Annotated in this window: 19 protein-coding genes; 7 read left to right on the forward strand and 12 right to left on the reverse strand. The window is 64.7% G+C overall.

Features of this window, described 5'->3' with window-relative positions; all coding sequences use genetic code 11:
* Positions 1-24 precede the first annotated feature (24 nt).
* Together bshB1 and VFA60_09915 are read right to left on the reverse strand one after the other, a co-directional pair.
* Positions 25-756 carry a bacillithiol biosynthesis deacetylase BshB1 gene (gene bshB1 / locus VFA60_09910; protein HZQ92095.1) on the reverse strand — a complete coding sequence of 244 codons (732 nt, stop codon included), beginning with the start codon at positions 754-756 and terminating at the stop codon, positions 25-27.
* A 65-nt stretch (positions 757-821) separates the two neighbouring features.
* Positions 822-1703, reverse strand: coding sequence for a farnesyl diphosphate synthase (locus VFA60_09915; GenBank protein ID HZQ92096.1), 882 nt, complete (start codon positions 1701-1703; stop codon positions 822-824).
* 50 nt (positions 1704-1753) lie between these two features.
* Here VFA60_09915 and VFA60_09920 point away from each other — a divergent pair, with 50 nt between their 5' ends.
* The gene (locus VFA60_09920) at positions 1754-2206 is read left to right on the forward strand and encodes a hypothetical protein (protein ID HZQ92097.1); all 453 of its coding nucleotides are present in this window, start codon (positions 1754-1756) and stop codon (positions 2204-2206) included.
* An 87-nt stretch (positions 2207-2293) separates the two neighbouring features.
* On the opposite strand, the gene VFA60_09925 is transcribed toward VFA60_09920, so the two are convergent.
* The 3 genes from VFA60_09925 to VFA60_09935 all read right to left on the reverse strand — a co-directional run bounded on the left by VFA60_09925 (position 2294) and on the right by VFA60_09935 (position 5105).
* Positions 2294-2662 carry a hypothetical protein gene (locus VFA60_09925; GenBank protein ID HZQ92098.1) on the reverse strand — a complete coding sequence of 123 codons (369 nt, stop codon included), beginning with the start codon at positions 2660-2662 and terminating at the stop codon, positions 2294-2296.
* Between the two features lie 29 nt (positions 2663-2691).
* Positions 2692-2979 carry an exodeoxyribonuclease VII small subunit gene (gene xseB, locus VFA60_09930; protein HZQ92099.1) on the reverse strand — a complete coding sequence of 96 codons (288 nt, stop codon included), beginning with the start codon at positions 2977-2979 and terminating at the stop codon, positions 2692-2694.
* Between the two features lie 239 nt (positions 2980-3218).
* On the reverse strand, positions 3219-5105 hold the full coding sequence (locus tag VFA60_09935; GenBank protein HZQ92100.1) for a bifunctional homocysteine S-methyltransferase/methylenetetrahydrofolate reductase: 1887 nt from the start codon (positions 5103-5105) through the stop codon (positions 3219-3221).
* A gap of 380 nt (positions 5106-5485) precedes the next feature.
* Here VFA60_09935 and VFA60_09940 point away from each other — a divergent pair, with 380 nt between their 5' ends.
* Complete coding sequence (locus VFA60_09940; GenBank protein ID HZQ92101.1) at positions 5486-6691, forward strand: hypothetical protein; 1206 nt, start codon at positions 5486-5488, stop codon at positions 6689-6691.
* A 480-nt stretch (positions 6692-7171) separates the two neighbouring features.
* Here VFA60_09940 and VFA60_09945 read toward each other — a convergent pair whose 3' ends face one another.
* Complete coding sequence (locus VFA60_09945) at positions 7172-9718, reverse strand: penicillin acylase family protein (protein HZQ92102.1); 2547 nt, start codon at positions 9716-9718, stop codon at positions 7172-7174.
* Between the two features lie 257 nt (positions 9719-9975).
* Between VFA60_09945 and VFA60_09950 the strand changes: the two genes are divergently transcribed.
* The 5 genes from VFA60_09950 (at position 9976) to VFA60_09970 (ending at position 14536) form a co-directional block, all read left to right on the forward strand.
* Positions 9976-10476: a Fur family transcriptional regulator gene (locus VFA60_09950; GenBank protein HZQ92103.1), complete on the forward strand. Its 501-nt coding sequence runs from the start codon at positions 9976-9978 to the stop codon at positions 10474-10476.
* Positions 10477-10737: 261 nt separating this feature from the next.
* Entirely contained in the window at positions 10738-11103 is a 366-nt protein-coding gene (locus tag VFA60_09955) for a hypothetical protein (GenBank protein HZQ92104.1), read from the forward strand.
* Positions 11104-11302: 199 nt separating this feature from the next.
* Entirely contained in the window at positions 11303-12268 is a 966-nt protein-coding gene (locus VFA60_09960; protein HZQ92105.1) for a phosphoesterase, read from the forward strand.
* Positions 12269-12713: 445 nt separating this feature from the next.
* A complete protein-coding gene (locus VFA60_09965) occupies positions 12714-13229 on the forward strand; it encodes a hypothetical protein (protein HZQ92106.1) in 516 nt (171 codons plus the stop codon).
* 92 nt (positions 13230-13321) lie between these two features.
* Positions 13322-14536 carry a hypothetical protein gene (locus VFA60_09970; GenBank protein HZQ92107.1) on the forward strand — a complete coding sequence of 405 codons (1215 nt, stop codon included), beginning with the start codon at positions 13322-13324 and terminating at the stop codon, positions 14534-14536.
* A 193-nt stretch (positions 14537-14729) separates the two neighbouring features.
* On the opposite strand, the gene VFA60_09975 is transcribed toward VFA60_09970, so the two are convergent.
* The 6 genes from VFA60_09975 to VFA60_10000 form a co-directional block, all read right to left on the reverse strand.
* Positions 14730-16103: a dipeptidase gene (locus tag VFA60_09975; protein ID HZQ92108.1), complete on the reverse strand. Its 1374-nt coding sequence runs from the start codon at positions 16101-16103 to the stop codon at positions 14730-14732.
* 635 nt (positions 16104-16738) lie between these two features.
* Positions 16739-17167: a hypothetical protein gene (locus tag VFA60_09980; GenBank protein ID HZQ92109.1), complete on the reverse strand. Its 429-nt coding sequence runs from the start codon at positions 17165-17167 to the stop codon at positions 16739-16741.
* The gene (locus tag VFA60_09985; protein ID HZQ92110.1) at positions 17164-17979 is read right to left on the reverse strand and encodes a class I SAM-dependent methyltransferase; all 816 of its coding nucleotides are present in this window, start codon (positions 17977-17979) and stop codon (positions 17164-17166) included. The genes VFA60_09980 and VFA60_09985 overlap by 4 nt, the downstream gene beginning before the upstream one ends.
* Positions 17979-19031 carry a glycine oxidase ThiO gene (gene thiO / locus VFA60_09990; GenBank protein ID HZQ92111.1) on the reverse strand — a complete coding sequence of 351 codons (1053 nt, stop codon included), beginning with the start codon at positions 19029-19031 and terminating at the stop codon, positions 17979-17981. The genes VFA60_09985 and thiO overlap by 1 nt, the downstream gene beginning before the upstream one ends.
* 68 nt (positions 19032-19099) lie before the next feature.
* Entirely contained in the window at positions 19100-19666 is a 567-nt protein-coding gene (locus tag VFA60_09995) for a class D sortase (protein HZQ92112.1), read from the reverse strand.
* A gap of 182 nt (positions 19667-19848) precedes the next feature.
* Complete coding sequence (locus tag VFA60_10000; protein ID HZQ92113.1) at positions 19849-20394, reverse strand: hypothetical protein; 546 nt, start codon at positions 20392-20394, stop codon at positions 19849-19851.
* Positions 20395-20488: the final 94 nt, after the last annotated feature.

Below are 20488 nucleotides of genomic sequence, written 5' to 3' on the forward strand. Positions count from 1 at the left end.
TGTCCTCCGTGGTTAGAGGTTTGCCTAGATCGACTGCACCGGCAGGGCCGTCAAATCCTCCACCAGCCCGACTTCCTTTTGCAGGAACGGCTCGGCATACTTCACGCCCACCATCATGCCGTAGAAGCGCGCCATCGCCTCCAGGCGTCCGCGAATTTCGGCCTGGGCAGGGAAGAGCCCGGCGCCGGCCGCCTGGTCCCCGAACTGTGACTTGTACGCCATCAGCGCCGCCACGCGCGCGTCGAATTGCGCCGTGATGTCCACCACGAACGTCGGCCGCACATCGTGGTACAGCGTCGCATACACGATCTTGAACGGACGATGCGCCTCGGGCGCCTCCGGCAGATCGAGCTTGCGCAGTCCCGCGAGAAAGCACGCTTCGTACCCCAGCGTCGAGCAGGTGTAGTGATCGGGATGCCGTCCCTGCCAATACGGCAGAATCACCACGCGCGGCCGCTGCTGCCGGATAACGCGCGCGACCTTCAGCCGGTTCTCCCACGTGTTCTCCACCCGGCCGTCGGGAATGTCGAGCGCCTCGCGCCATTGCGCCTTCAGGATGCGCTGCGCCGCCCCGGCTTCCACCGCGCGCTGTTCCGCAGTCCCCCGCGTGCCCATCTCGCCGCGCGTCAGGTCAAGGATGCCGCAGCGCTTGCCGTGCTCGGCCGCTTTCAGCAGCGTCCCGCCGCAGGTTTGCTCCACGTCGTCGCGATGCGCGGCGATGGCCAGAATGTCGAGGCCTCTGTGTCCTTCCTGCAACCTTCGTGTCCTTTGTGGTTTGCTCTTGCCGTTGACCCTGCCACCGGCCAACGACGATCGACGATTTACTTCTTCCGCTCCACCAGAAACCGCGCCAGCTCCTTCAGGTCGTCCGCCCGCGCGCCGAACTCGTCCAACTCCGCGCACCCCTGCGCCACCAACTCTGCCGCCATGCGTTCCGATTCAGTCACGCCGAACAACGCGGGATACGTGGCCTTCTCGACCGCAGTATCCTTCCCCGCCGTTTTCCCCAACTGCTCGGTAGGCTGCGTCACATCAAGCACGTCGTCCGCGATTTGGAATGCCAGGCCGATCGCTTTGCCGAAGTTCCTCAGCCGCGACGCCTGTTGCTGTGTCGCGCCCGCATACCATCCGCCGCTCACCAGGCTCGCGGTAATCAGCGCGCCGGTCTTGGAACGATGGATCTGCTCCAGCGTCCTCGCGTCGGGGCGGGTGCGCTCGGCCTCCAGGTCCATTACCTGACCGCCGATCATGCCGCCCACCGTGCCGGTGCCGCGCGCAATTTCTGCGACGATGGCCACGCGCGCCTCAGCGCCGCAGCGCAGGTTGGCAAGCACTTCGTACGCCTGCGTCTGGAGCGCATCGCCGGCCAGGATCGCCAGCGCCTCGCCGAAAACCTTGTGGCACGTAGGACGCCCGCGCCGCAGGTCGTCGTTGTCGAGCGCCGGCAAATCGTCGTGGATCAGCGAGTACGTATGCAGCATCTCCAGCGCCGCGCCCAGGTCTTCGATTCCCGCGGGCAGCGAACCGGTGATCATTTTCCCCGCCTCCATCGCGAGGATCGGCCGCAAGCGCTTGCCGCCGGCAAACACGCTGTGCCGCATCGCCTTATGGATGGATTCGGGCGGCTCCGTGGGCGGCGGAATCAGCCGCTCAAGCGCCTCATCGGCCATCTGACGGCCGTGTTCCAGGACCTCGATGAGCATGAGAGGGGGAGTATAACAAGCCAAATCTGACGGCCTGCTCAGCTGGCGATTTGACCATCGCACTCACAAAACCCGAATCGCCAGATCGCCCGCTTCAGGCATCCAACTCGCCATGCCCCGCCGCGACCCCACCCGCGTCTTCGCCGGTCGGCTCGCTGCTCCCGGGCTTCTCCAACGATCGCGAATTGCTCGACCACGTGGGATTTACATCCAGCTTCAGGAGGGAAGAGCGGGAGAAACTTAAAGCAGTGCTGCAACCGCTGGCGCGTGGCAAAGGATTCACCGGTCGCGCCCCCCGTGTGCACAGCCGCTGGAGCACCGAGCGCAGCGGCGAGTGGGAGGCGCTGGAACCCACACTTGTTTGCGAGGTCAGCTACGACCCCTTCAGCGGCGGCCGCTTCCGGCACAGCACGCGTTTTCTGTGCTGGCGGCCCGACAAGGGCCCAAAGGAGTGCCGCTTCGACCAGGTCGAGCGCACGGCGGACTTGGGATTTTTTCCTTAAGACAGCTTCAGAAGCCCCGCCCGCCTTCGGTCGTCGGGCAAGGTTGGTTTTGGCCCACGACCTACGACCTACGACCGACGACTGTTCCTACGCGGCGATGCTCTTCGACAAACTCTGCTGGTGCGTCGCAATCCCCACGATTCCCGGCACATCGTCTGTGGAGCAGCAGTCCACGGCGCCGGCGCGCAGCGCCTTGGCCCACATCTCCTCGTCGGGAACGCGGTGCGTGCACACGATGGCAAGCTGGCGGAACTGCTCGTGCAGGGCCTCGATCTCACTCATGCTGAGCATTTCCAGGTCAGCCACCACCACGTCGGCACGATGCCGGGGCACTGCGGCAGAGAGTTCCTCGCGCGAGTTCACCACGCGGATGGCGCGGCAATGCGGCATCAGGGACAGGGCAAGGCTGGCGGCGGAGGCTGGATCATGCTGCGCGATGATCACGTTCGGACGCATGGCAATAACTCCTGACTGCCGGTTGGAGGTTACTTCCTGCTGTCAGCCCGCTCGGCGAATGCCTCGTAGGGCTCAGCGTGGAGTTTGCCGTTCTGCTTCATCAGGATTTCCACTTTGCCCTCCGCGTCCTCTAGTTCCTTGCGGCAGGAATTCGAGAGCTGAATGCCTTCCTCGAACAGTTGGAGCGAGCGCTCCAAAGGAATGTCCCCGCGTTCCAGTTCTCCGAGGATCCGTTCCAGCCGTTCCAGACACTCTTCAAACTTCGGCAAAGTAAAAATTCCTCTCTCACATTGTAAGACGAAGCGGCGCTCATGCAAGTGAAAGTTTGACGAATGTTCAACAACTTTGGTTGCAGGACCGCTGGACAGGGCGCAAGCCGGCGTACGGACCGCGTAATTGGGAGATCGGCCAATCGGGTTAACCGAACGCAAATCATGAAGGAAACAAGGTGTCACGACCGACGCGAAGGCGAGTGGACTCCTTCGTGCCCTTTGTGGGACTTACGTGTCCTTCGCCGCTGGCTCCTGATCTTCACTTACCCGATGAGAGCGATTCCTCAATTACCCGATTTGCTGACGGCCACGCGGTTCGACGCGTCGTTCCCCGTTCCCAGCGCTTCCAGCACGTCCACGGCAGTCGAGTAGCGGCCGAAGGGCGCTGAGATCTGCGCTCCCTGCACCGTGCCGCGCAGGGCGAGGAGCATTTCTCGCGCGATGGCCACACCCTCGGCACGGGCGGCTTCCGCGCTGGTCGCCGCGGCCATGCGCTGCATGATCGAGTCGGGCACGGCAACGCGCAATTCGTTCTTCATGAACTCGGCGTTGCGCGCGCTGGTGAGCGGCCAGATTCCCGCCAGAACCGGGATGCGGCAGTGCTCAATGCGCTTGAGGAAGTTCTCCAGCAGCGCGATGTCGAACACCGGCTGCGTCACGGCGTACTCGGCGCCTGCCTCTACTTTGTATTCGAAGCGGCGAATCTCCTCATCAAGATTGGGCACGCCGGGGTTGGCGCCCACGCCGAGCACGAACCCGGTAGCGGTGCCGATCGGGTTTCCGCCGATATCGAGACCCTGGTTCAGGTTGTGGACAATGTTCACCAACCCGATCGCGTCCACGTCAAAGACCGCAGTCGCATCGGGATAGTTTCCCAGCTTGGGCGGATCGCCGGTAATGCAGATCAGGTTGTGAATGCCCAGCGCCGAAGCGCCCAGCAGGTCGCTCTGAATGCCAAGCACGTTGCGGTCGCGGCAGGTGTAGTGCAGCACCGCCTCGATCCCCACCTGCTGCTGCACCAGCAGCGATAGCGCCTGGTTGCTCATCCTCGCCGATGCCCGCGGCGAATCTGGAATGTTGATGGCGTCCACGCCCACCGACTTCAGGTAGCGCGCGCCTTCCACTTCTTTGGTCGAGTTCGTGCCCGTGGGCGGCACGATCTCCACCAGCGTCACGAACTCGCCGGCGGCGATCTTGGCGCCCAGCCGCGAGCGCTTCGCCAGCGGCGGCGCCGTCACTGCCGGCGCGGCCTTTGGCTTGGCGGCAACCGGTTGCGCGGCCGCGCGCGCCTGGCCCACGCGCAGCCCCTGCCGCATGGCGCGGATGTGCTCGGGCGTCGTCCCGCAGCATCCGCCTACCACTTGCACGCCGGCCGCAACGAACTTGCGCGCGTAGCTGGCCATGTACTCAGGCGAGCACAAATAGATGTTCCGGCCCTCCACCGAGCGCGGCATTCCGGCGTTCGGTTGCGCCGAGAGCGGGCGCGCCGTCACGCGGCGCACGCGCTCCATTGCGTCCAGCATCGCCACCGGACCGACCGAGCAGTTGCAGCCGATGACGTCCGGCGCCCACGCGTCGAGCCGCTCGCCGAAGATCTCGGGTGAAGCGCCGTCCAGGCAGTTGCCGTCTTCGTCAATCGTCACCTGCGCGATCACCGCCATCGTGGGATCAACGTCGCGCGCGGCAAGAATCGCCTGGTGGATTTCCTCCAAATACCCGAACGTCTCCAGGACCACCAGGTCAACGCCGCCTTCGCGGAGCGCGGCAATCTGTTCGCGAAACGCTTCGCGCGCTTCCTCGCGCGACGTTTTCCCCAGCGGCTCCAGGCGCACGCCCATCGGTCCGACCGAGCCGGCAACCCAGGCGTCGAAGCTCTTGGCCGCCTCGCGCGCAATGCGCGCGCCGGCGCAGTTGATGTCGTGGACCTTGTCGGCCAGGCCGTGGCGCTCCAGGCGGAAGCGGTTCCCGCCGAAGGTGTTCGTCTCCACCATCTCGGCGCCGGACGTTAGATAATCGTGGTGGATGCCCCGGATGAGGTCGGGCTGCGACAGGTTCAGCTCGTCATAACATCGGTTGATGAACACGCCTTTTTCGTAAATCAGCGTGCCCATCGCCCCGTCGCAGACGATGGGGCCGCCCTTTTCCAGACGGGTTTTGAAGCTGCCGGGCATGCCGCATTTCCGGCTCCGTGCAGGCGCGAACCGGGACTTTCAGCATATCAAATGCAGCGCGTCTCCCCGGTGCGCCGAGGGGGAGTGTCCTGACTTGAACTAGGACACGACTCGCGGAAGAATACTGACGCCAACAACGCTGGGCTTCAGCCCGGCGTCGGTGGAAGCACCGGCCTTTTAGGCCGGTGAAAAAGCGCCACGAACCGAGGGCTTCAGCCCCGGCTTTTTTCCAAACAACCAAACTTCCGTTGGGCTCCCGCGTTCGCGCCGCGTTCTTTGCGACGCGAACGTGGGAAAACAACCGTCGCTCGGCGCCGGCAGCGCGCAAGTCGAGCTTCGCCCTGCGTTCTGCCAGGGGTGAAGCCCGCCTTGCTATAATCATGAATCCATTGAGCGCAGCACTCCAACCGAAGCAGCCACGCGCGCGCCGAAATGGGGGCGCGACGCTGGCCACCGTGCTTCTGCTGGCGCTCTGGCTCTCCTGCGGCGGCTCTTCCGGCAGCAGCGGCAGCGGCAGTTCCGGCCCGCCCAGCAAGATCGCCAAGCGCGTCTTCGTCACCAACCAGACCACCACGGTCGGCATTGCGAACGGCATCCTGGAGATCATCAACGCGCTGAACGACACCATCGGCGGCGCCGTGAACCTGACCAACCGGCCATCCATCATCGTGGTCACGCCCGACAAGACCAAGTCGCTGATCTTCGACCAGCAGGACCAGGCCGTGCAGGTCATCGACAACACCAAAGAGACGCTGGCCGGCACCATCGCCGTCGGCGAGCAGACCACCAGTATGGTGGCGCTCTCCGACAATAAGTTCGGCTACGTGGCGCTGCGCAATCTGGGGCAGGTTTCGATCATTGACATTGTCAACTTCAAGGTGACGGTCAACATTCCCATCCCCACCGTGCGCACCCTGGTGAAGAGCCACAACGGCAGCAAAGTGCTCGCTTTCAGCGACGAATCCGACTCGCTGAACATCATCGACACTTCGACCAATCAGGCGTCGCCCGTCGGCGGCTTCGACCGGCCGGTGTTCGGCGTCTTCAGCACCGACGACTCGAAGGCCTTCATCCTGAGCTGCGGCGCCGAGTGCGGCGGCGGCACGGCGCGCGTTACCGTGCTCGACGTCGCCACCAAAACGGCTGGCCAGAGCGTGAACGTCTCGGCCGCGACCACCGGCCTGCTCGACGGCGCCAATCTGTACGTGGCCGGCACGCGCCTGGGCGCGGGACGCCTCGACGTGGTCAACACTTCGACCATGGCGGTGACCAAGTCGGCCGTGCCGATCAGCGACGGCTTCCACAACCAGATCGCCCTCGCCGGCGGCAAGCTGTTCATCGGCGCCCGCACCTGTAACAACGTGACCAACGGCTGCCTCAGCATCTTCGACACGGCAGCCCAGACCGCCGTCATTGACGCTCCCAAGGGCGACGTAACCGGCATGCAGCCTATCGACGGCCGCAACGTGGTCTACGTGGTCGAAGGCGGGGAGCTGCGCATCTACAGCACCCAAACCGGCGCCGAGCAAACCAATCCTTCCATTGACATCGTCGGCCGCGCCGTCGACGTGAAGGCCATCGACTGAGCCGCCGCTCTCACCACGGACCGTGCGGACGCGGGCGACCTCACCCGCGCTGACCTGCCTCAACCTCGCACGCTGTGCCGACGGGCGACCTCGCCCGTCGGCACGAATCAGCGAACACGGGGCGATCCGCCCGTTAGGAACAGCCGCGGGGCTTCGGCCAGGCGTCGGTGGGGCGGAAGCCGTGAATTGCCACGTATCTCAAAATCTGTGTCAAGCCCCGCCCCAAGGACTTTTCCGCTCAACTTGCACGAAACACTCCGATTAAACTTCCTCGCCGCCTTCCCATTCTCCTCGCCGGAACTGCTACCCTGGAAGCAGGCCCGCGCACACGCGCGGGTTTTCTTCTTTGACAAATTTGCGTCGCTAACTCCTTTAGACAAAGGATCTTACGTGTAAGTCCTTTAGATCAACGGACCATCGACGGATTTCCATCGCTAACCCAAACATTCCATTAGCGAGGAGGGGGAGGGGTATAGGTCGCTACCGCGGTTCCAGCCGCAGCTCATGCTGCTTCGCCTTCGCCACCGCTTCATCGGAAAACGCAAGCACAAAGCTGCGGCCTTCGTACCAGGCGTCGAACTGATCGCGGAAGTGCGGGCTCAGGATTTGTCCTGACTGCCCGCTGACGATGTTCAGCCGCGTCGCGTCCAGGTCGGCGAAGTCGGTGACCATGCGCTCGGAGGGCCCGAGCTGGCGTCCCATTTGCTTCACCGTGTTGCCGTTGCCGGAAAGCGGACGCGATCCGGTCCCGGCCCACCTCCCGACCAGCGGCGCGGCGCCGAGCACCGGATGCCGATACTCGACGTGGCGCGCCGAGCCCCACGTCCACTTGCTCAGGTCGCGCGGCGCCGATTTCTGCGACGCGGCCGCCTCCACCGCGGCGGCCAGCAAGTCGTCATAGCTGCGGAAACCGGGCGGCAACCAGCGCTGCGGCTGGCGTTCGAGGATGTTCTCCAGCGCAACCTCCGACATGAACCAGGAGTACTGCCGCCATCCCACCGGCGGCGCGGGCGGTGAATTGGGTTGCGGATCGGGCGAAGGCCCAAGCCGCGGCTCCAGCAGCAGACGCCAGAGCTCGTTGCGCGACTGCGTGACCAGCGTGGGTGCCACCGAGTCGGCGGTCACCCGGCCGTCCCAGCCGCGCATCAGGCGCGCCGCCTCTTTGGCGCGCGGGGAAGCGGCCGCCACGTGGTCCACCGCATACGCGAAGCGGTCGGCGCAGTAGCGGTCGAAGACCGAATAGATGTCGGTCTGAAGGCGCAGCATTTGCTCGGCGTTCAGCTTGGGTGAGGAGCGCAGCACGCGGTAGATGCGCTCGGTGCGATACGGCGCGGCCCACTGCGTGCTAAGCACGTAAGCATAGCCATCAGGCGTGATGCGTCCATTGGCCGTGGCGACGATCCCCGAGGACGGATCGAAGACGCTGGGCAGCTTCTCGAACGGCACGAAGCTGGTCCACTCGTGAGCATCATCGGCGCCAGAAACAGGCACGGAGCCGTCGCCCGAAGCGCGAATCGGGATGCGCCCCATCGCCTGGTAGCCGATGTGGCCCTCGGCGTCGGCATAGACCATGTTTTGCGCGGGGCCGGCGAAGCGCGCGACCGCCGAGCGGAACTCCTGCCAGTTGGAAGCCCGATTCAGGTCCCAGAGCGGCGCCATCATGCCGGGGTCGTAGAGCGTCCACTTGAGGGCGAGCGGGCGCGACTCGCCGGGGATGAGTTCGCTGATGATCGGGCCGTGGCGCGTGCTTATGACGCGCATGACCACTGGCGGCTCGCCCTTCACGTAGATCACTTCGCTGCGCTGCCCGGCCTGCTGCCAGCCTGTGGGCGTCTGGTACTGCGGTGCGGGCTGGCCGGCGCGCAGGGTCTCGACAAAGACGTCCTGCACCGCCGGGCCCATGTTGGTATAGCCCCAGGCTATGCGCTGATTGTGCCCCATAACTACGTAGGGGAGCCCGGGCAGGGTGACGCCGGCGACGTCGAGCGCCTCGGTGTCGTTGCCGGTGATCTTTAAGTGCGCCTCGTACCAGGTGTTGGGCACGGTGTTCACCAGGTGCATGTCATTGGCGAGCATGGCGCGGCCTGAGGCGGTGCGCTGGCCTGAAACGGCCCAGTTGTTGGAGCCGGGAACCAGGGATTCAGGTGAGGGTTCGATATTGGTTGTTAAAACACCAAGATCCGCACGCAAGCCAAAAGACGGCTTGATTGGGCCACCCGCGCCAGAAGAAGGCTTGAGTGGGGCGCCTTGGGCGTAGTCGTTGCGGTAGCCGTGGTCGGGCTGAAGACGGTTCTGCCGGTCTTCAGGATTCAGTTCGTCCGGCAGGCCCATGGGTTTCGAGTCGGCGCCGGGCGGATGGTCTCGCCACGAGCTGTTCACGTAGAGGTCGGCAGCCAGCTCGGGCCCGAGCTTCCGGGCAATCGTTTCGCGCTCCACGGCGGTCAAGTAAAGATTCCCGCTGAGCGTCTGCCACAGGTTTGCGCCGCAGAGCAGGGAATCCAGCGGCGTCCAGTGGCGCGCCGAGTACCGCAGAACGTGGAACTCCACCGGCAGGCGGTCGCCCCGGGATTCGATGTAGGCGTTCACGCCGCGCGCATAGGCTTCGTAGTGAGCGCGCTCGGCGGGCGAGAGCAGGCTCAACCCGCGCTCGGCCGCCTGTCGCAGCCCGAGGATGCGCTGCTGGCGATCGTGTTGGATGAGGCTCGGCCCGAGGATTTCAGCCAGCTCGCCCGAGGCGTAGCGGCGCGACATGTCCATCTGCCAGAGCCGGTCCTGCGCAGTGACGTAGCCCTGGGCGAAGAACAGGTCGTCGGCGGTCGAGGCGGTGATGTGCGGCACGCCCTGCGCATCGCGGACGACCGTGACCGGAGCGTGCAGGCCGGCCACGCGGACCGCGCCGTCGAGCTGCGGCAGGGCGCGGCGCGCCGTCGCATAGAACCAGGAGACAGCCACTGCGGCGGCCGCCAAGGCCAGGAGCACGAGCAGGACAAGAAGGCGCGGCCAGAGACGCGCGGGACGTCGCGTCACGGCGTTGTGAGCGGGAGCGGTGGAAGCCATTGCGGTCCGGGGACGCACGATTCTACGGGTCAGGGCTGTTGCGGGACAATCAGGCTTTCACCGCATTGCTCATTGATTATGGGGGATTTTCGGCCATCGGGGCTTGGAGACGAAGGCCCGTCGAAAATCCGGGCGAAAGCACGCCCGAAAACCAGACGATCAATGCCCCCGATGACCCCGTCTTGACTGGGTGTTATGCTGGAGGCAGGTCGACTGCCTTCCGGCACATGCTTCAGAAACGCATTGATGATCAGCCACAGATCTCGCGCGAAGACATGCGCGAAGCGCAGGAAATCTTTCATCGCCACCTGAAGAGCGTGGGACTGAAGCACACCGAGCAGCGCGACGCCATCCTGCGGACCTTCCTAGAGACGCGCGAGCACCTCTCCACCGACGAGCTGCACCGCCTGGTGAAAAAAAAAGATGCGGGCATCGGCTTTACGACCGTGTATCGCACGCTGAAGCTGCTGGCCGAATGCGGACTGGCGAGCGAAGTGGCCTTCCACGACGGCATCGCCCGTTACGAGCACCAGTACAACCGGCGCAGCCACCATCACATGGTGTGCACCGGCTGCGGCAGCTCGGTGGAATTCTTCTCGCCCGAGGTTCGTAAATTGGAGCAGGAGATCGGGCGCAAGCACCACTACCTGACCACGCGCCACACCTTCCAGATTTACGGCCTGTGCGAGGAGTGCCGCAAGAAGAATGAGGGGCGACGGCTCGTGTAGGATTGACCATCGGGTCACGGAACATCAGGAACCGGTCCCGGCCCCAATGATCCGATGATGCCGTGACCTGATATTTTTCCCGATATTTTTAATGACCGTGGAAAAGTCCCGTAAGTCCGCTCCGGGCACGCAATTCCAAGAATTCTGAAATTGCCTTTGCATCCCGGTTCTGATAATGTGCGCAACCATTCACCGTGCCTGCGGAGCCACTTCGCCGCGGACGCTGAAAGGTTTCCACTCGACATCGAGGAGGGTTTGCACATGCCCGATGCACCAAATCCCGGTGGGGCGGCACCGGCACCCGCAGCGGCAGGGGGACTATCTGAGAACGTTGCCAGCGGGCTTGCGTACATCACCATCATCCCCGCGATCATTTTCCTGATCGTGGAGCCGTACAACAAGAACAAGAACATCAAGTTCCATGCCTTCCAGTGCATCGGGCTGGCGATCACAATGTTCGCCTGTGGCGTGATCATGATCATCCCGATCCTGGGATGGATTGTCGGCATCCTCGGCTACCTGACGACCGCCGTGATGTGGCTGATCTGCGTGATCAAGGCGTTCAGTGGCGGCCGGTTCAAGGTGCCGGTCATCGGAAACTTCGCCGAGAAGCAGGCGAACGCTTAGATTTTCCGATTCGGGAGAAGGCGGAGGCCGCGGCCTCCGCCTTTTTTCTTGCCCGCGCTTGACGCTGGGGTCGCGATCCTCATGGTGCTTTTTCCAGCCGGCCGCTTGACAGCCGTCTCCCGCAATGGCATCTCTATCTACTTTGCTTTTGACGGCGCCGTCCTTCTGTGAGGGCGCCTCTAAGGGAAGAGGGCTGCGGGTGCAGGTGAAGGTCTTCTATCACGACAAATGCTTCGACGGCGCCAGCTCGGCGGCCGTGTTCTCGCGCTTTTACCGGGAACGCATCCGCAATGGTGTGGAGTTCCTCTACCACGGGCTGGTGCATCGGGCCGGCGCGCTGTTCAACGAGGGCGACTTCACCGGCGACGAGAACGCGATCGTCGACTTCAAGTACTCACGCTCGCCGCGCATCACCTGGTGGTTCGACCATCATCAGAGCGCGTTCCTCACGCCGGAAGACGCGCAGCACTTCCGTAACAACGGCGATGGCAAGAAGTTTTACGATCCGGACTTCAAGTCGTGCACCAAGTTCATCGCCACCGTGGCGGAGCAGAAGTTCGGCTTCGACCCGAGGCCGGTGAGCGAACTGGTCACCTGGGCCGACATCATCGACGGGGCCCTGTACGACAGCCCGCAGGCGGCGGTCGAGATGGCGCAGCCGGCGATGAAGCTCACCATGGTGATCGAGTCCACGCAGGATTCGGCGTTCGTGCCGCGGCTGATTCCGCTGCTCACCGAGAAGCCGCTGGCGCGCATCCTGGAGGAGCCGTTCATCGCCCCGCTTCTGCCGCCACTGCTGGAGCGCCACCGCCGCTCGATCGAGGTGCTGCGCCAGCGGGCAGTTTGCGAAGACGGCGTGCTGTTTTTCGACGTTACCGACCAGGAGCTGGAGGGTTACAACAAGTTCATTCCGTATTATCTGCATCCAGAATGCATCTACAGCGTCGGCCTTAGCATGAGCAGCTTTCGAACGAAAGTTTCGGTGGGATCCAACCCGTGGGCTAAGGCGGAGTCCATGGTAAACCTGGCGAAGATTTGCGAGCGCTACGGCGGTGGAGGGCACGCGCGCGTGGGCGCTATCTCCTTTGACCGCAACCAACTGGAGCGGGCGCGGCAAGCCGCCAAGGAAATCGTGGCCGAGCTGCGGGCCAATGTTCGCGGCTGAGAAACAGGACCGAAAACGAGCCTGAAAAGCTGCGCGTCGGGCACTCACCTTAGAAAACCCTTCGATGTTCCGCGCTGAAGTGTTAGGGCCGGGCCCTAACCCGCGTGTAATTCCAAATTTCAAAAATCGCGGCGCGGCGACAGTTTTGCGTTGAACCGGAGTAGATGTGTCCCTAGGCTTGCGGTTCCGTCAGTGCTGGCCTGTTCGGGGAACGTGGCGAGCGCGATGGAAAAATCCTTTGTGGAGATTTTGCTGAATGAAGTTTCGCAACCTGGCGCTCCTGGCGCTCGCGATCTTGACGACGACAGTGGCGTTCGCCGCCTCCAGAACCTTCTCCAACATCGACCAAATGCCGGGATGGCAGTCGTGCGGCGCTTGTGCCGGGAAGAACGGCTCGGGGCCGACTGCTCCCTTTTCCTTGAGGCTGAACGTAAGCAGCCCGTCAATGGACGGACGTTCGGCCCAGTTCTATCTGGGAGGCAGTTCCAGATTCGCCAACGCGCTCTGGTGGAAGCAGCTGGGCGCTAACAGCGGCGTTAGCAACTTTGTTTACGACCTCTACTTCTACATCAAGAACCCGGCGGCCTCGCAGGCGCTGGAGTTCGACGTGAACCAGTCGTTTGGCGGAAGCAAGTTCATCTTCGGCACGCAGTGCAACATCGCTGCGCGCAAATGGGATGTTTACAACGCGGCAGGCCGTTATTGGGTGCACACCAGCGTGGGCTGCTCTCGTCCCAGCGCTTACCGGTGGCACCACGTGGTGCTGGAGTTCAGGCGGGCCAGTGGCAGGATGGCCTTCGTCACCGTGACCATGGACGGCGTCAAGCACTACCTGGGCAGGACCTACTATCCGCGGTCCAGCAGCGCGCAGGAAGTCAACGTCGCCTTCCAGATGGACGGCAATGCCACGAACAGGGCCTACACGACATGGCTCGACAAGGTGAAGCTCACCTACTGGTAACTCAGGCGCCGGCCTCCGGCTGCAGGCCCCGACTCAGGAGCCGGCAGGTGGAGGCCGGCAGCCCAGCGCGACTCTGGGAAACGAGGGATGCATTGAAAAAAGCAGTTCTGATGTGGATTGTGACGGCGCTGGCGCCCGGCGCCGTCGCCGCCGATGCTCGCACCGGCAAGCCCGCCAGCCCAAAGGACGCTCGCACGGCATTCGTACTCGACGTAGTCAGGACGGCAGTGGCGTTGCCACAGCCCGATCCGCAAGACCGGCTCCGCGTCTTGCACTCGGCCGTAGGGGTGGTTGGCCCGATCTCGGCCAACATCGCCCGGACCCTCTCTCGCGAAGGCGTGCAGCTGGAGTCGGAGCTGATTCGCAGCGGCCAGAAACCGGCGGTGTCCATGTTCTCTGCCGGTCACGTACCCTGCACCGCGGCAGCGAACTTTGTTCAGTCGCTGCCGGCCACGGCTGTGGCTGAAGGCGAAGAGGCGCTGATCAGCGCCGTGACACTGTGTCCGAAGGCGGCGCTTGAAAACGCCCGCGGCAAACTCGACGAAGCGCTCGGCCAGGACATCCTGGCGGCGCGCGCGCTGCTGGCCGCCATGGACGCCACCGGGCCCAAGATGGCCTGGTCGCAGTCGGCGTTCGTACGCATGTTCTCGGCGCTGCCCAAGGACGCCGCCAAGGCACAATCGGAGGCGCCAAATTTTGCCGCCATGTACTCGGAGATGGCGCCGCAGGTTGACCTCGAGGCCGCCCGCGCGGCCGGCCTTCGCATGCTGGAGTGGCTCGGACGCGTGCCCGAGGGCGGGCCCCGCAACCTGGCGATCAGCATCATGAAGGGCGCCATGGAACAGCTGCTCGGGGCAGAGAAGCTGGAGGAAGCCCTGCGGTCGAACGTTGTCGCCCAAGGTGTAGTACGCAACGCGGGTGAAGCGGGCGAGATCGAGCATCCCGAGGAGGAGAACGTCTCGGTGCTCGAGGCCATGGACAAGACCGGCAGCGATCAGACCGACTCGCTGCAGGCGCTGCCCGCCTCGCGCCGGGCCCGGGAAGCCGCCGCCCACGGCTTTGCCAGCGGAACGGCAGGGAACCGCAATCAGGCCGAGCATTACTTCGACATCGCCTTCTCAGCGCTGAACGACTACTGGCGCGATCGCGCCACCAACACCAATGCCGCGGCAGTGGTGGAAGAGGTGAGCGAGGCCGCCGCCCAGGTGGACGCACCCGCCGCCCTCAGCCGCGCCCAACGGCTGGCTGATCCGACGGCGCAGGCGATCGGGATGCTGGCGGTGGCGAGAGTCGTGGCGGGGCAATAGTAGAGCGGCGCCGAAGAGCAGTACCGGGTACCGGGTGGCAAGCACCGGTTGGTGGCAGGCGGCCCTGGGCCGCCTGTTCTTGTTGAAATCGAGTTGAGCAGTTGACCTGGCGCCCTGCTGCGCCCCTCGACCCGGCAGAAAAACCGGCCTGCGCCGGTTTTTCTGTTTCGCCCAGGGTGACCCGGAAGGGAGCTTACTCTTCTCCAACGATGTGGAAGAAGCGAATGATGCTCTCGATCCCGCGGTAGAAGTTCGGGATGTGGAACTTCTCGTTGGGGGCGTGCAGGTTGTCGTCCGGCAGGCCCATGCCCATCATCACGGATGGAATCCTGAGCACGTTGGCGAAGTCGGAGACCACCGGGATCGAGCCGCCCGAGCGGATGAAGACCGTGTCTTTCTTGAACACCTCGTGCATCGCCTGCTTGGCGGCCCTCACGTAGCGATTCTCGGTGCCCACCACGATGGCGGGGCCTTTGCTATGCACCTTGACGTTGAGCCTGATGCCCTTTGGCGTAAGCTTCTTCACATACTTGATGTACTTGCGCAGGATGTCGTCAGGGTCCTGGTCCGGCACCAGGCGCATGCTGATCTTCGCCGTGGCGCGCGCCGGGATAACGGTCTTGGCGCCGGCGCCGGTGAAACCGCCGGGCATGCCGTGGACCTCGAGCGTGGGCCGCGCCCAGGTGCGGTAGAGCACCGAGTATCCGGGCTCGCCGGTCAGCACGGTTGAGCCGACCTCCTTCTTGCGATACTGGTTTTCATTGAACGGCAGGCGCTTCCACGCCTTCAGTTCGTCGGCGCCGGGCTTTTTCACGCCTTTGTAGAAGCCGGGAATCAGAATGCGGCCCTTCGAGTCCTTCAGCTTGCTGATAACCTCCACCAGCGCGAAGAACGGATTGGGCGCCGCGCCGCCGTACATGCCCGAGTGCAGGTCGACCATCGGGCCTTGCGCCTCGATCTCGGTGTAGACCAGGCCGCGCAGCCCGACGCACAGAGTGGGCAGATTGGGCGCGAACAGCTCGGTGTCGGTGACCAGGGCGAAGTCGGCCTTCAGCCGCTCGCGGTTGCGCGGAATGTACGCGGCGATGGACTCGCCGCCCACTTCCTCTTCGCCCTCGATGAGCACCTTCACGTTGATGGGCAGCCTGCCGTCGGCCTTCATGAGGGCCTCGAAGGCCTTGAGCTGCATCCAGAGCTGGCCCTTGTCGTCGACCGCGCCGCGGGCGTAGAGGTTCTGGTTGCGCTCGGTGGGCTCGAACGGCGGCGTGAGCCATTCGTTCAGCGGGTCCGGCGGCTGGACATCATAGTGCGCATAGCAGAGCGCAGTGGGCTTGCCGGTGGCGTGCAGCCAGTCGGCGTAGATGAGCGGGTGGCCCTGGGTGGGGATGAGCTCGACGTTCTCGAACCCGATGCGTTTGAGTTCGCTGGCAATGAAGTGCGCCGCGCGTTCCACGTCGCTCTTGTGCTGGGGCAGAGTGCTGACGCTGGGAATGCGAAGCAGGTCTTTCAGCTCGCTCAGGAAGCGCTGCTGGTTCTGCTGGGCGTAGCCGAGTGCGGCAGTGGACATGCACGGTCTCCGTGAAAGAGTGGTCGAAAAAGCAACAGCAAACCAATCAGTATAACCGCCACGGGCGGGTTGTTGGCCGCAGGGTCGAGACGGCGCGGGTTGGATGGGTCCCCAGACCTGGAGCGGCAGCTGGGGGCGACTTCCACAGGCTTGATTTGTTCAGGCGCAAGTTGACGCCACACCAAATTCAAAATCCGAGCGATGCTAGGGCACGTCAATTTTGGGAGCCTTATGAAGGACACGCCGACCTGCCCGCATTGCCTGCAAGACGGCCTGCCACGCAACATGGCCGGCAACTTCGCCCTTCCACGCACGTTTGTGTGTCTGCAATGCGGACACGTTGTTTCGGAAGAATCCGGCGCCCGCTGCCATTGCTTCAATTGCTGGCTGGCCCGGGCCGCTGTTTCGGAGCTGGTTGAGTTGCCACGCGCAAGTTGAAGGGTTACTCGGGATGGCTGACGGCGTTGTCCTGGATCAGGACCCAGCGCGGAGCACCGGGCTCGACCGCCAGCCGCGAGGACAGACCCGACAGCGGCGGCAAGTGACGCAAACAACAGCACGCAGGCGGGCTGCGCCTTGCGCCAGGCGCGCCACCATTGCAACAGTGGCTTCCGTATCGTTACCAGTATAAGCAGCTAGTCTTCCGCAGCCTGTGGATAGGCGAACGCACGCGCCACCGGCGGGCTCAACAGGTACCAGAGCAGCAAGGCGGAGATGGCCAGCCGCAGCGCGACCGCGATCAAGGCGACTGAGTCGTGCAGGCGGCCGGCCGCGAACAGGGCAACCACCAGTCCGGCACAGTTGAGGCCAAGGATCACGACGAGCAGCCGCCGGGCCCAGTTCCGCAGGCGCCACAAGCCGATGCCGATGAGGAGCTGGATCAGCGCGAGCAGGAGCACCGCCAGGCCCGCCAGCGGCCCGTGCAGGAACCAGTCCAGGCCGGTACCCACGGTGATGGCATTGCTAACCCGGCCGGTGAAGACCAGCACGCCCGCGGCAATCTGCACCGCCGCCGAAGCGAAGTTCAGAACCGCCAGCAGGGTGATGCCGAGCGGACGATTCATCGCGTGTCCTGGCCGTACGGGCGACGGGCGCAAATGAGCGAGTAGCTCAGGTCGCCCGAGCGGTAGGCATCAAGGATCACGTCAATTCCGGCGACGAAATCACGCACGCTGCGCGGCAGCAGCGCCACCACGGCAGCGGCGGCGCGCGCGCGCTCCCGGCAGATCTCCCACGTCCGGACGACGCGCGCGGTGAGGTCTTCGACGCGCAGCAGGCGCAGTCCGGCGTCGGTGATTTGCAGTTCGTACCGCTGCGAGGTCAGCAGCTCGGGGCAGAGGAAAGCCTCGGCGACGGCGCGCACGCGCGGGCTGTCCATGTTTCCCGTCCAGGCCGCCAGCAGCAGCCTGCCTCCCGGCCGAAGGCTTGCGGCGGCGTTGCGAAAGTAGTCCGCCTTTCCGGTGAAGTGCTCGCTCGATTCCATCGTCCACACCAGGTCAAAGGCGGAGCGGGGAAAACTCCACGACTCGGCGTCGGCGACTTCGAAAGTGCACAGCGAGTCGAACCCGGCGCGCCGGGCGTTGTCGCGGGCAAGGCTGGCCTGTTTCTGGCTGAGTGTGAGCCCGTGCACGCGGCAGCCGTACCGTTGCGCCAGGTAGGCGGCCGTGCCGCCGTGTCCGCAGCCGACGTCGAGCACGTGCTCTGCCTTGGACAGGTCGAGCAGCGCGCAGCAGTGGTCGAGCAGCGCGATCTGCGCCTGCTCCGGCGATTCCGTGCCGGTATGGAACAGCCCGTGATGGATGTGGTCGCCCCAGAACGTCCGGTAGATGAGCGCCAGCGAATCGTAGTGCTCGCGGACTTGTTCGGCGGTGGCCATCAGCAGGCAAACCTCGCGGGAGAAAACGCGGTGATGTCGAGTTCCGTGGGCGTGCCGGCGATGACTTGCGCCAGCACCCGGGCCGTGACCGGCGCCAGCAGGATACCGTTGCGGAAGTGGCCGGTGGCGGCAAAATATCGGGGCAGCGATGTGGCGCCCAGGATCGGCAGCCCATCAGGCGTGCCGGGGCGCAGACCCGCCCACGCTTCCAGGATGCGCGCTTCGCCGAGCGACGGAACCAGGTTGGCCGCGGACTGGTGCATGCGCTGGATGACGGCGGGGTCGACGCGCTTGTCGAAACCGGCGTCTTCCACGGTGGCGCCGATCAGCACGCGGCCATCGCTGCGCGGCACAAGATAGATGTTTTCGCCGCGGATCGCATGCGTGAGCAAGCCGGGCGCGGCCACGCTGAGCATCTGGCCCTTCTTCGGCAAGGTGGGAAATGCAATGGGCGCAAGCTGACCTGCCCACGCGCCGCCGCAGTTCACAACCGATTGCGCGGCATAGAACGCCCGCGTGGTGCGCACGCCGGCTGCGCGTCCGCCCTGCGCTTCGACGCTCGTGACCTGGGCGCCGGAGGCAATCTCCACGCCGCGGCGCCGCGCCGCTGCCGCAGCCGCCGAAGAGAGCGCGCGATTGTCCACCGTCTGCTCTTCAAGAAAAACGGCCGGTCCGGACGTCGCCACCAGGCGCGGCTCCAGCTTGTGCAGTTCGTCGGCCGCAAGCTCGCGCGCCGCACACGGCGACGGTTCGCCGTGGCGGAAGAAAGCAATCGTGCCCTGGCGGCGGAAGTCCACGCGATGTCCCGATTCGTCTTCCAGTTCACGCACAAAGCCGGGATACAGGCGGGCCGAAGCGAAGCAGATTTCCTGCATTTCCGGCGGCGTTTCCGGATCGCAGAAGGCGAGCATGCCGGCGGCGGCGTGCGAAGACTCGCGCCCGGGCTCGCCGCGCTCGAGCAGCACCACGCTCGCGCCCTGGCGGCGCAGTTCAAGCGCCAGGGAGAGTCCGATGATGCCGCCGCCGATGATGGCCACGTCGTGAGCTTTCACACGAACGTCCTCAGGCGATTGTAAGTGCTGGCGCGGCCTGCGGACCCGCTTGCCGGAGTCGGGAGAGCTTACGGATTGCCGTCGCCGCGGACGTCGCTGGCGCGCGCCCCGTCATTGACCAGGCGCGAGTGCACCACCAGGCGCTCGGGCGCCGGACCGATGTAGTACGTGGGATAGCAGGTGATCAAAGTGAGCTCGGGATCACGCGTGGGCTTCAGCACCGAGACGTCGTCGGGATCAACAACCCGCTTGCCGGTTACGGCGTACTTGTACGTGTTGCCGCCGCGGCGCAGCTCGATGACGTCACCGCGGTCGAGCTCGTAGATGTGGCGAAAGAATGTGTCGCGATGTGCGGTGATGACGGCATTGCCGGGCTCGCCGGGCCAGGCGGTGGAAGAGACGTGTCCGGGGCCGATGAGAAGCTGCTTGCGTGATGTGCCGTCGACGACGACCGCATCAAGGTTGATCTTGGGGATGGAAAGCCGCGTGAGCGCGCGGGCGACGGGCATCGCTGTACTCGTCGCGGCCGAGGATTGCTGCTGCTCCTGCCATTCGCGCGCCAGCCGGTGCTGCTCGCGCAGCATGATTCCGTACTGGGCCGCTACATATAGCAGCAGCATTACGCCAATCGTCATGAGCGAGTACGGCAGGGCGAGGCGAAACGAAAGGCGAGAGAAGCGAGTTCGCAACTCGCGCGCGAGATCTGGGGCAGGCGGCAGCTGGGCAGGCATCTCCATGTCAGTCCCGATGCGGGCTTCGACTACCTGAGTTTTGATGCGGAATTCAGGGTCTCAGGCGGGCAGATCGCGCGGCGGGCTTAGCGCGTTTTGAGGGCGGAGGCGAGGCCGCCAACCAGCGCCCCAAAACCGATGATGGAGATCAACGGTAGCGGGCTGCTCGCGCCGGGCAGGTTGTCCTGCTGAGGCGGGCCGGCAGGAGAGCTGGCGTTCCGCACGTTGCTCGGCGGGCCGCCACTGCTGGCCGGGGCAGAAGCGCGCTCGGGCTGATCGGGCGCGGTGGTGAACTGGACCTCAGCGCGTGAACCTTGCACGGGGATGCGGTTGGCGTCCACCACTTCCACGGCGAGCGTGTGATTGCCGGCGGTGAGCCCGGTGAATTCGTACCGCGTGTCACGCGTGATGATGGGATCGCGCTCATCGAGGCGAAGCTGGAACTCCGGCGTGCTCGTGCCGGTGCTGCCCGCGCTCGCCAACACATACTGCACGGCGACGACGGACTGCGTCAGCTTCTGACCGGCCTGCGGCGCCAGGATCCGCACGCCCACAGGGGCCTGCGCCGTCTGCGCGGCGAGGACGACTGCGAGACCCAGGACGAGCGCAACCGCGACACAAAATCGCTTCATCAACTCAGTCTTTCCTTAGCAGCACCCGCACTCCACACCTGAGCACGCGGATGATACAAAATGGCCTCGCGACTCCGTGGCCAACACAGCTGCC

This window comes from Terriglobales bacterium (genome assembly GCA_035651995.1).
GTDB lineage: Bacteria > Acidobacteriota > Terriglobia > Terriglobales > Acidobacteriaceae > DASRER01.

Coding starts and splice junctions, on each gene's coding strand:
- VFA60_09955 (HZQ92104.1), top strand. CDS start 10,738: ATGCCCGATGCACCAAATCCCGGTGGGGCGGCACCGGCACCCGCAGCG.
- VFA60_10000 (HZQ92113.1), bottom strand. CDS start 20,394: ATGAAGCGATTTTGTGTCGCGGTTGCGCTCGTCCTGGGTCTCGCAGTC.
- VFA60_09935 (HZQ92100.1), bottom strand. CDS start 5,105: ATGCCCGGCAGCTTCAAAACCCGTCTGGAAAAGGGCGGCCCCATCGTC.
- VFA60_09975 (HZQ92108.1), bottom strand. CDS start 16,103: ATGTCCACTGCCGCACTCGGCTACGCCCAGCAGAACCAGCAGCGCTTC.
- VFA60_09965 (HZQ92106.1), top strand. CDS start 12,714: ATGGACGGACGTTCGGCCCAGTTCTATCTGGGAGGCAGTTCCAGATTC.
- VFA60_09940 (HZQ92101.1), top strand. CDS start 5,486: ATGAATCCATTGAGCGCAGCACTCCAACCGAAGCAGCCACGCGCGCGC.
- VFA60_09950 (HZQ92103.1), top strand. CDS start 9,976: ATGCTTCAGAAACGCATTGATGATCAGCCACAGATCTCGCGCGAAGAC.
- VFA60_09995 (HZQ92112.1), bottom strand. CDS start 19,666: ATGACGATTGGCGTAATGCTGCTGCTATATGTAGCGGCCCAGTACGGA.
- VFA60_09985 (HZQ92110.1), bottom strand. CDS start 17,979: ATGGCCACCGCCGAACAAGTCCGCGAGCACTACGATTCGCTGGCGCTC.
- VFA60_09925 (HZQ92098.1), bottom strand. CDS start 2,662: ATGCGTCCGAACGTGATCATCGCGCAGCATGATCCAGCCTCCGCCGCC.
- VFA60_09980 (HZQ92109.1), bottom strand. CDS start 17,167: ATGAATCGTCCGCTCGGCATCACCCTGCTGGCGGTTCTGAACTTCGCT.
- VFA60_09915 (HZQ92096.1), bottom strand. CDS start 1,703: ATGCTCATCGAGGTCCTGGAACACGGCCGTCAGATGGCCGATGAGGCG.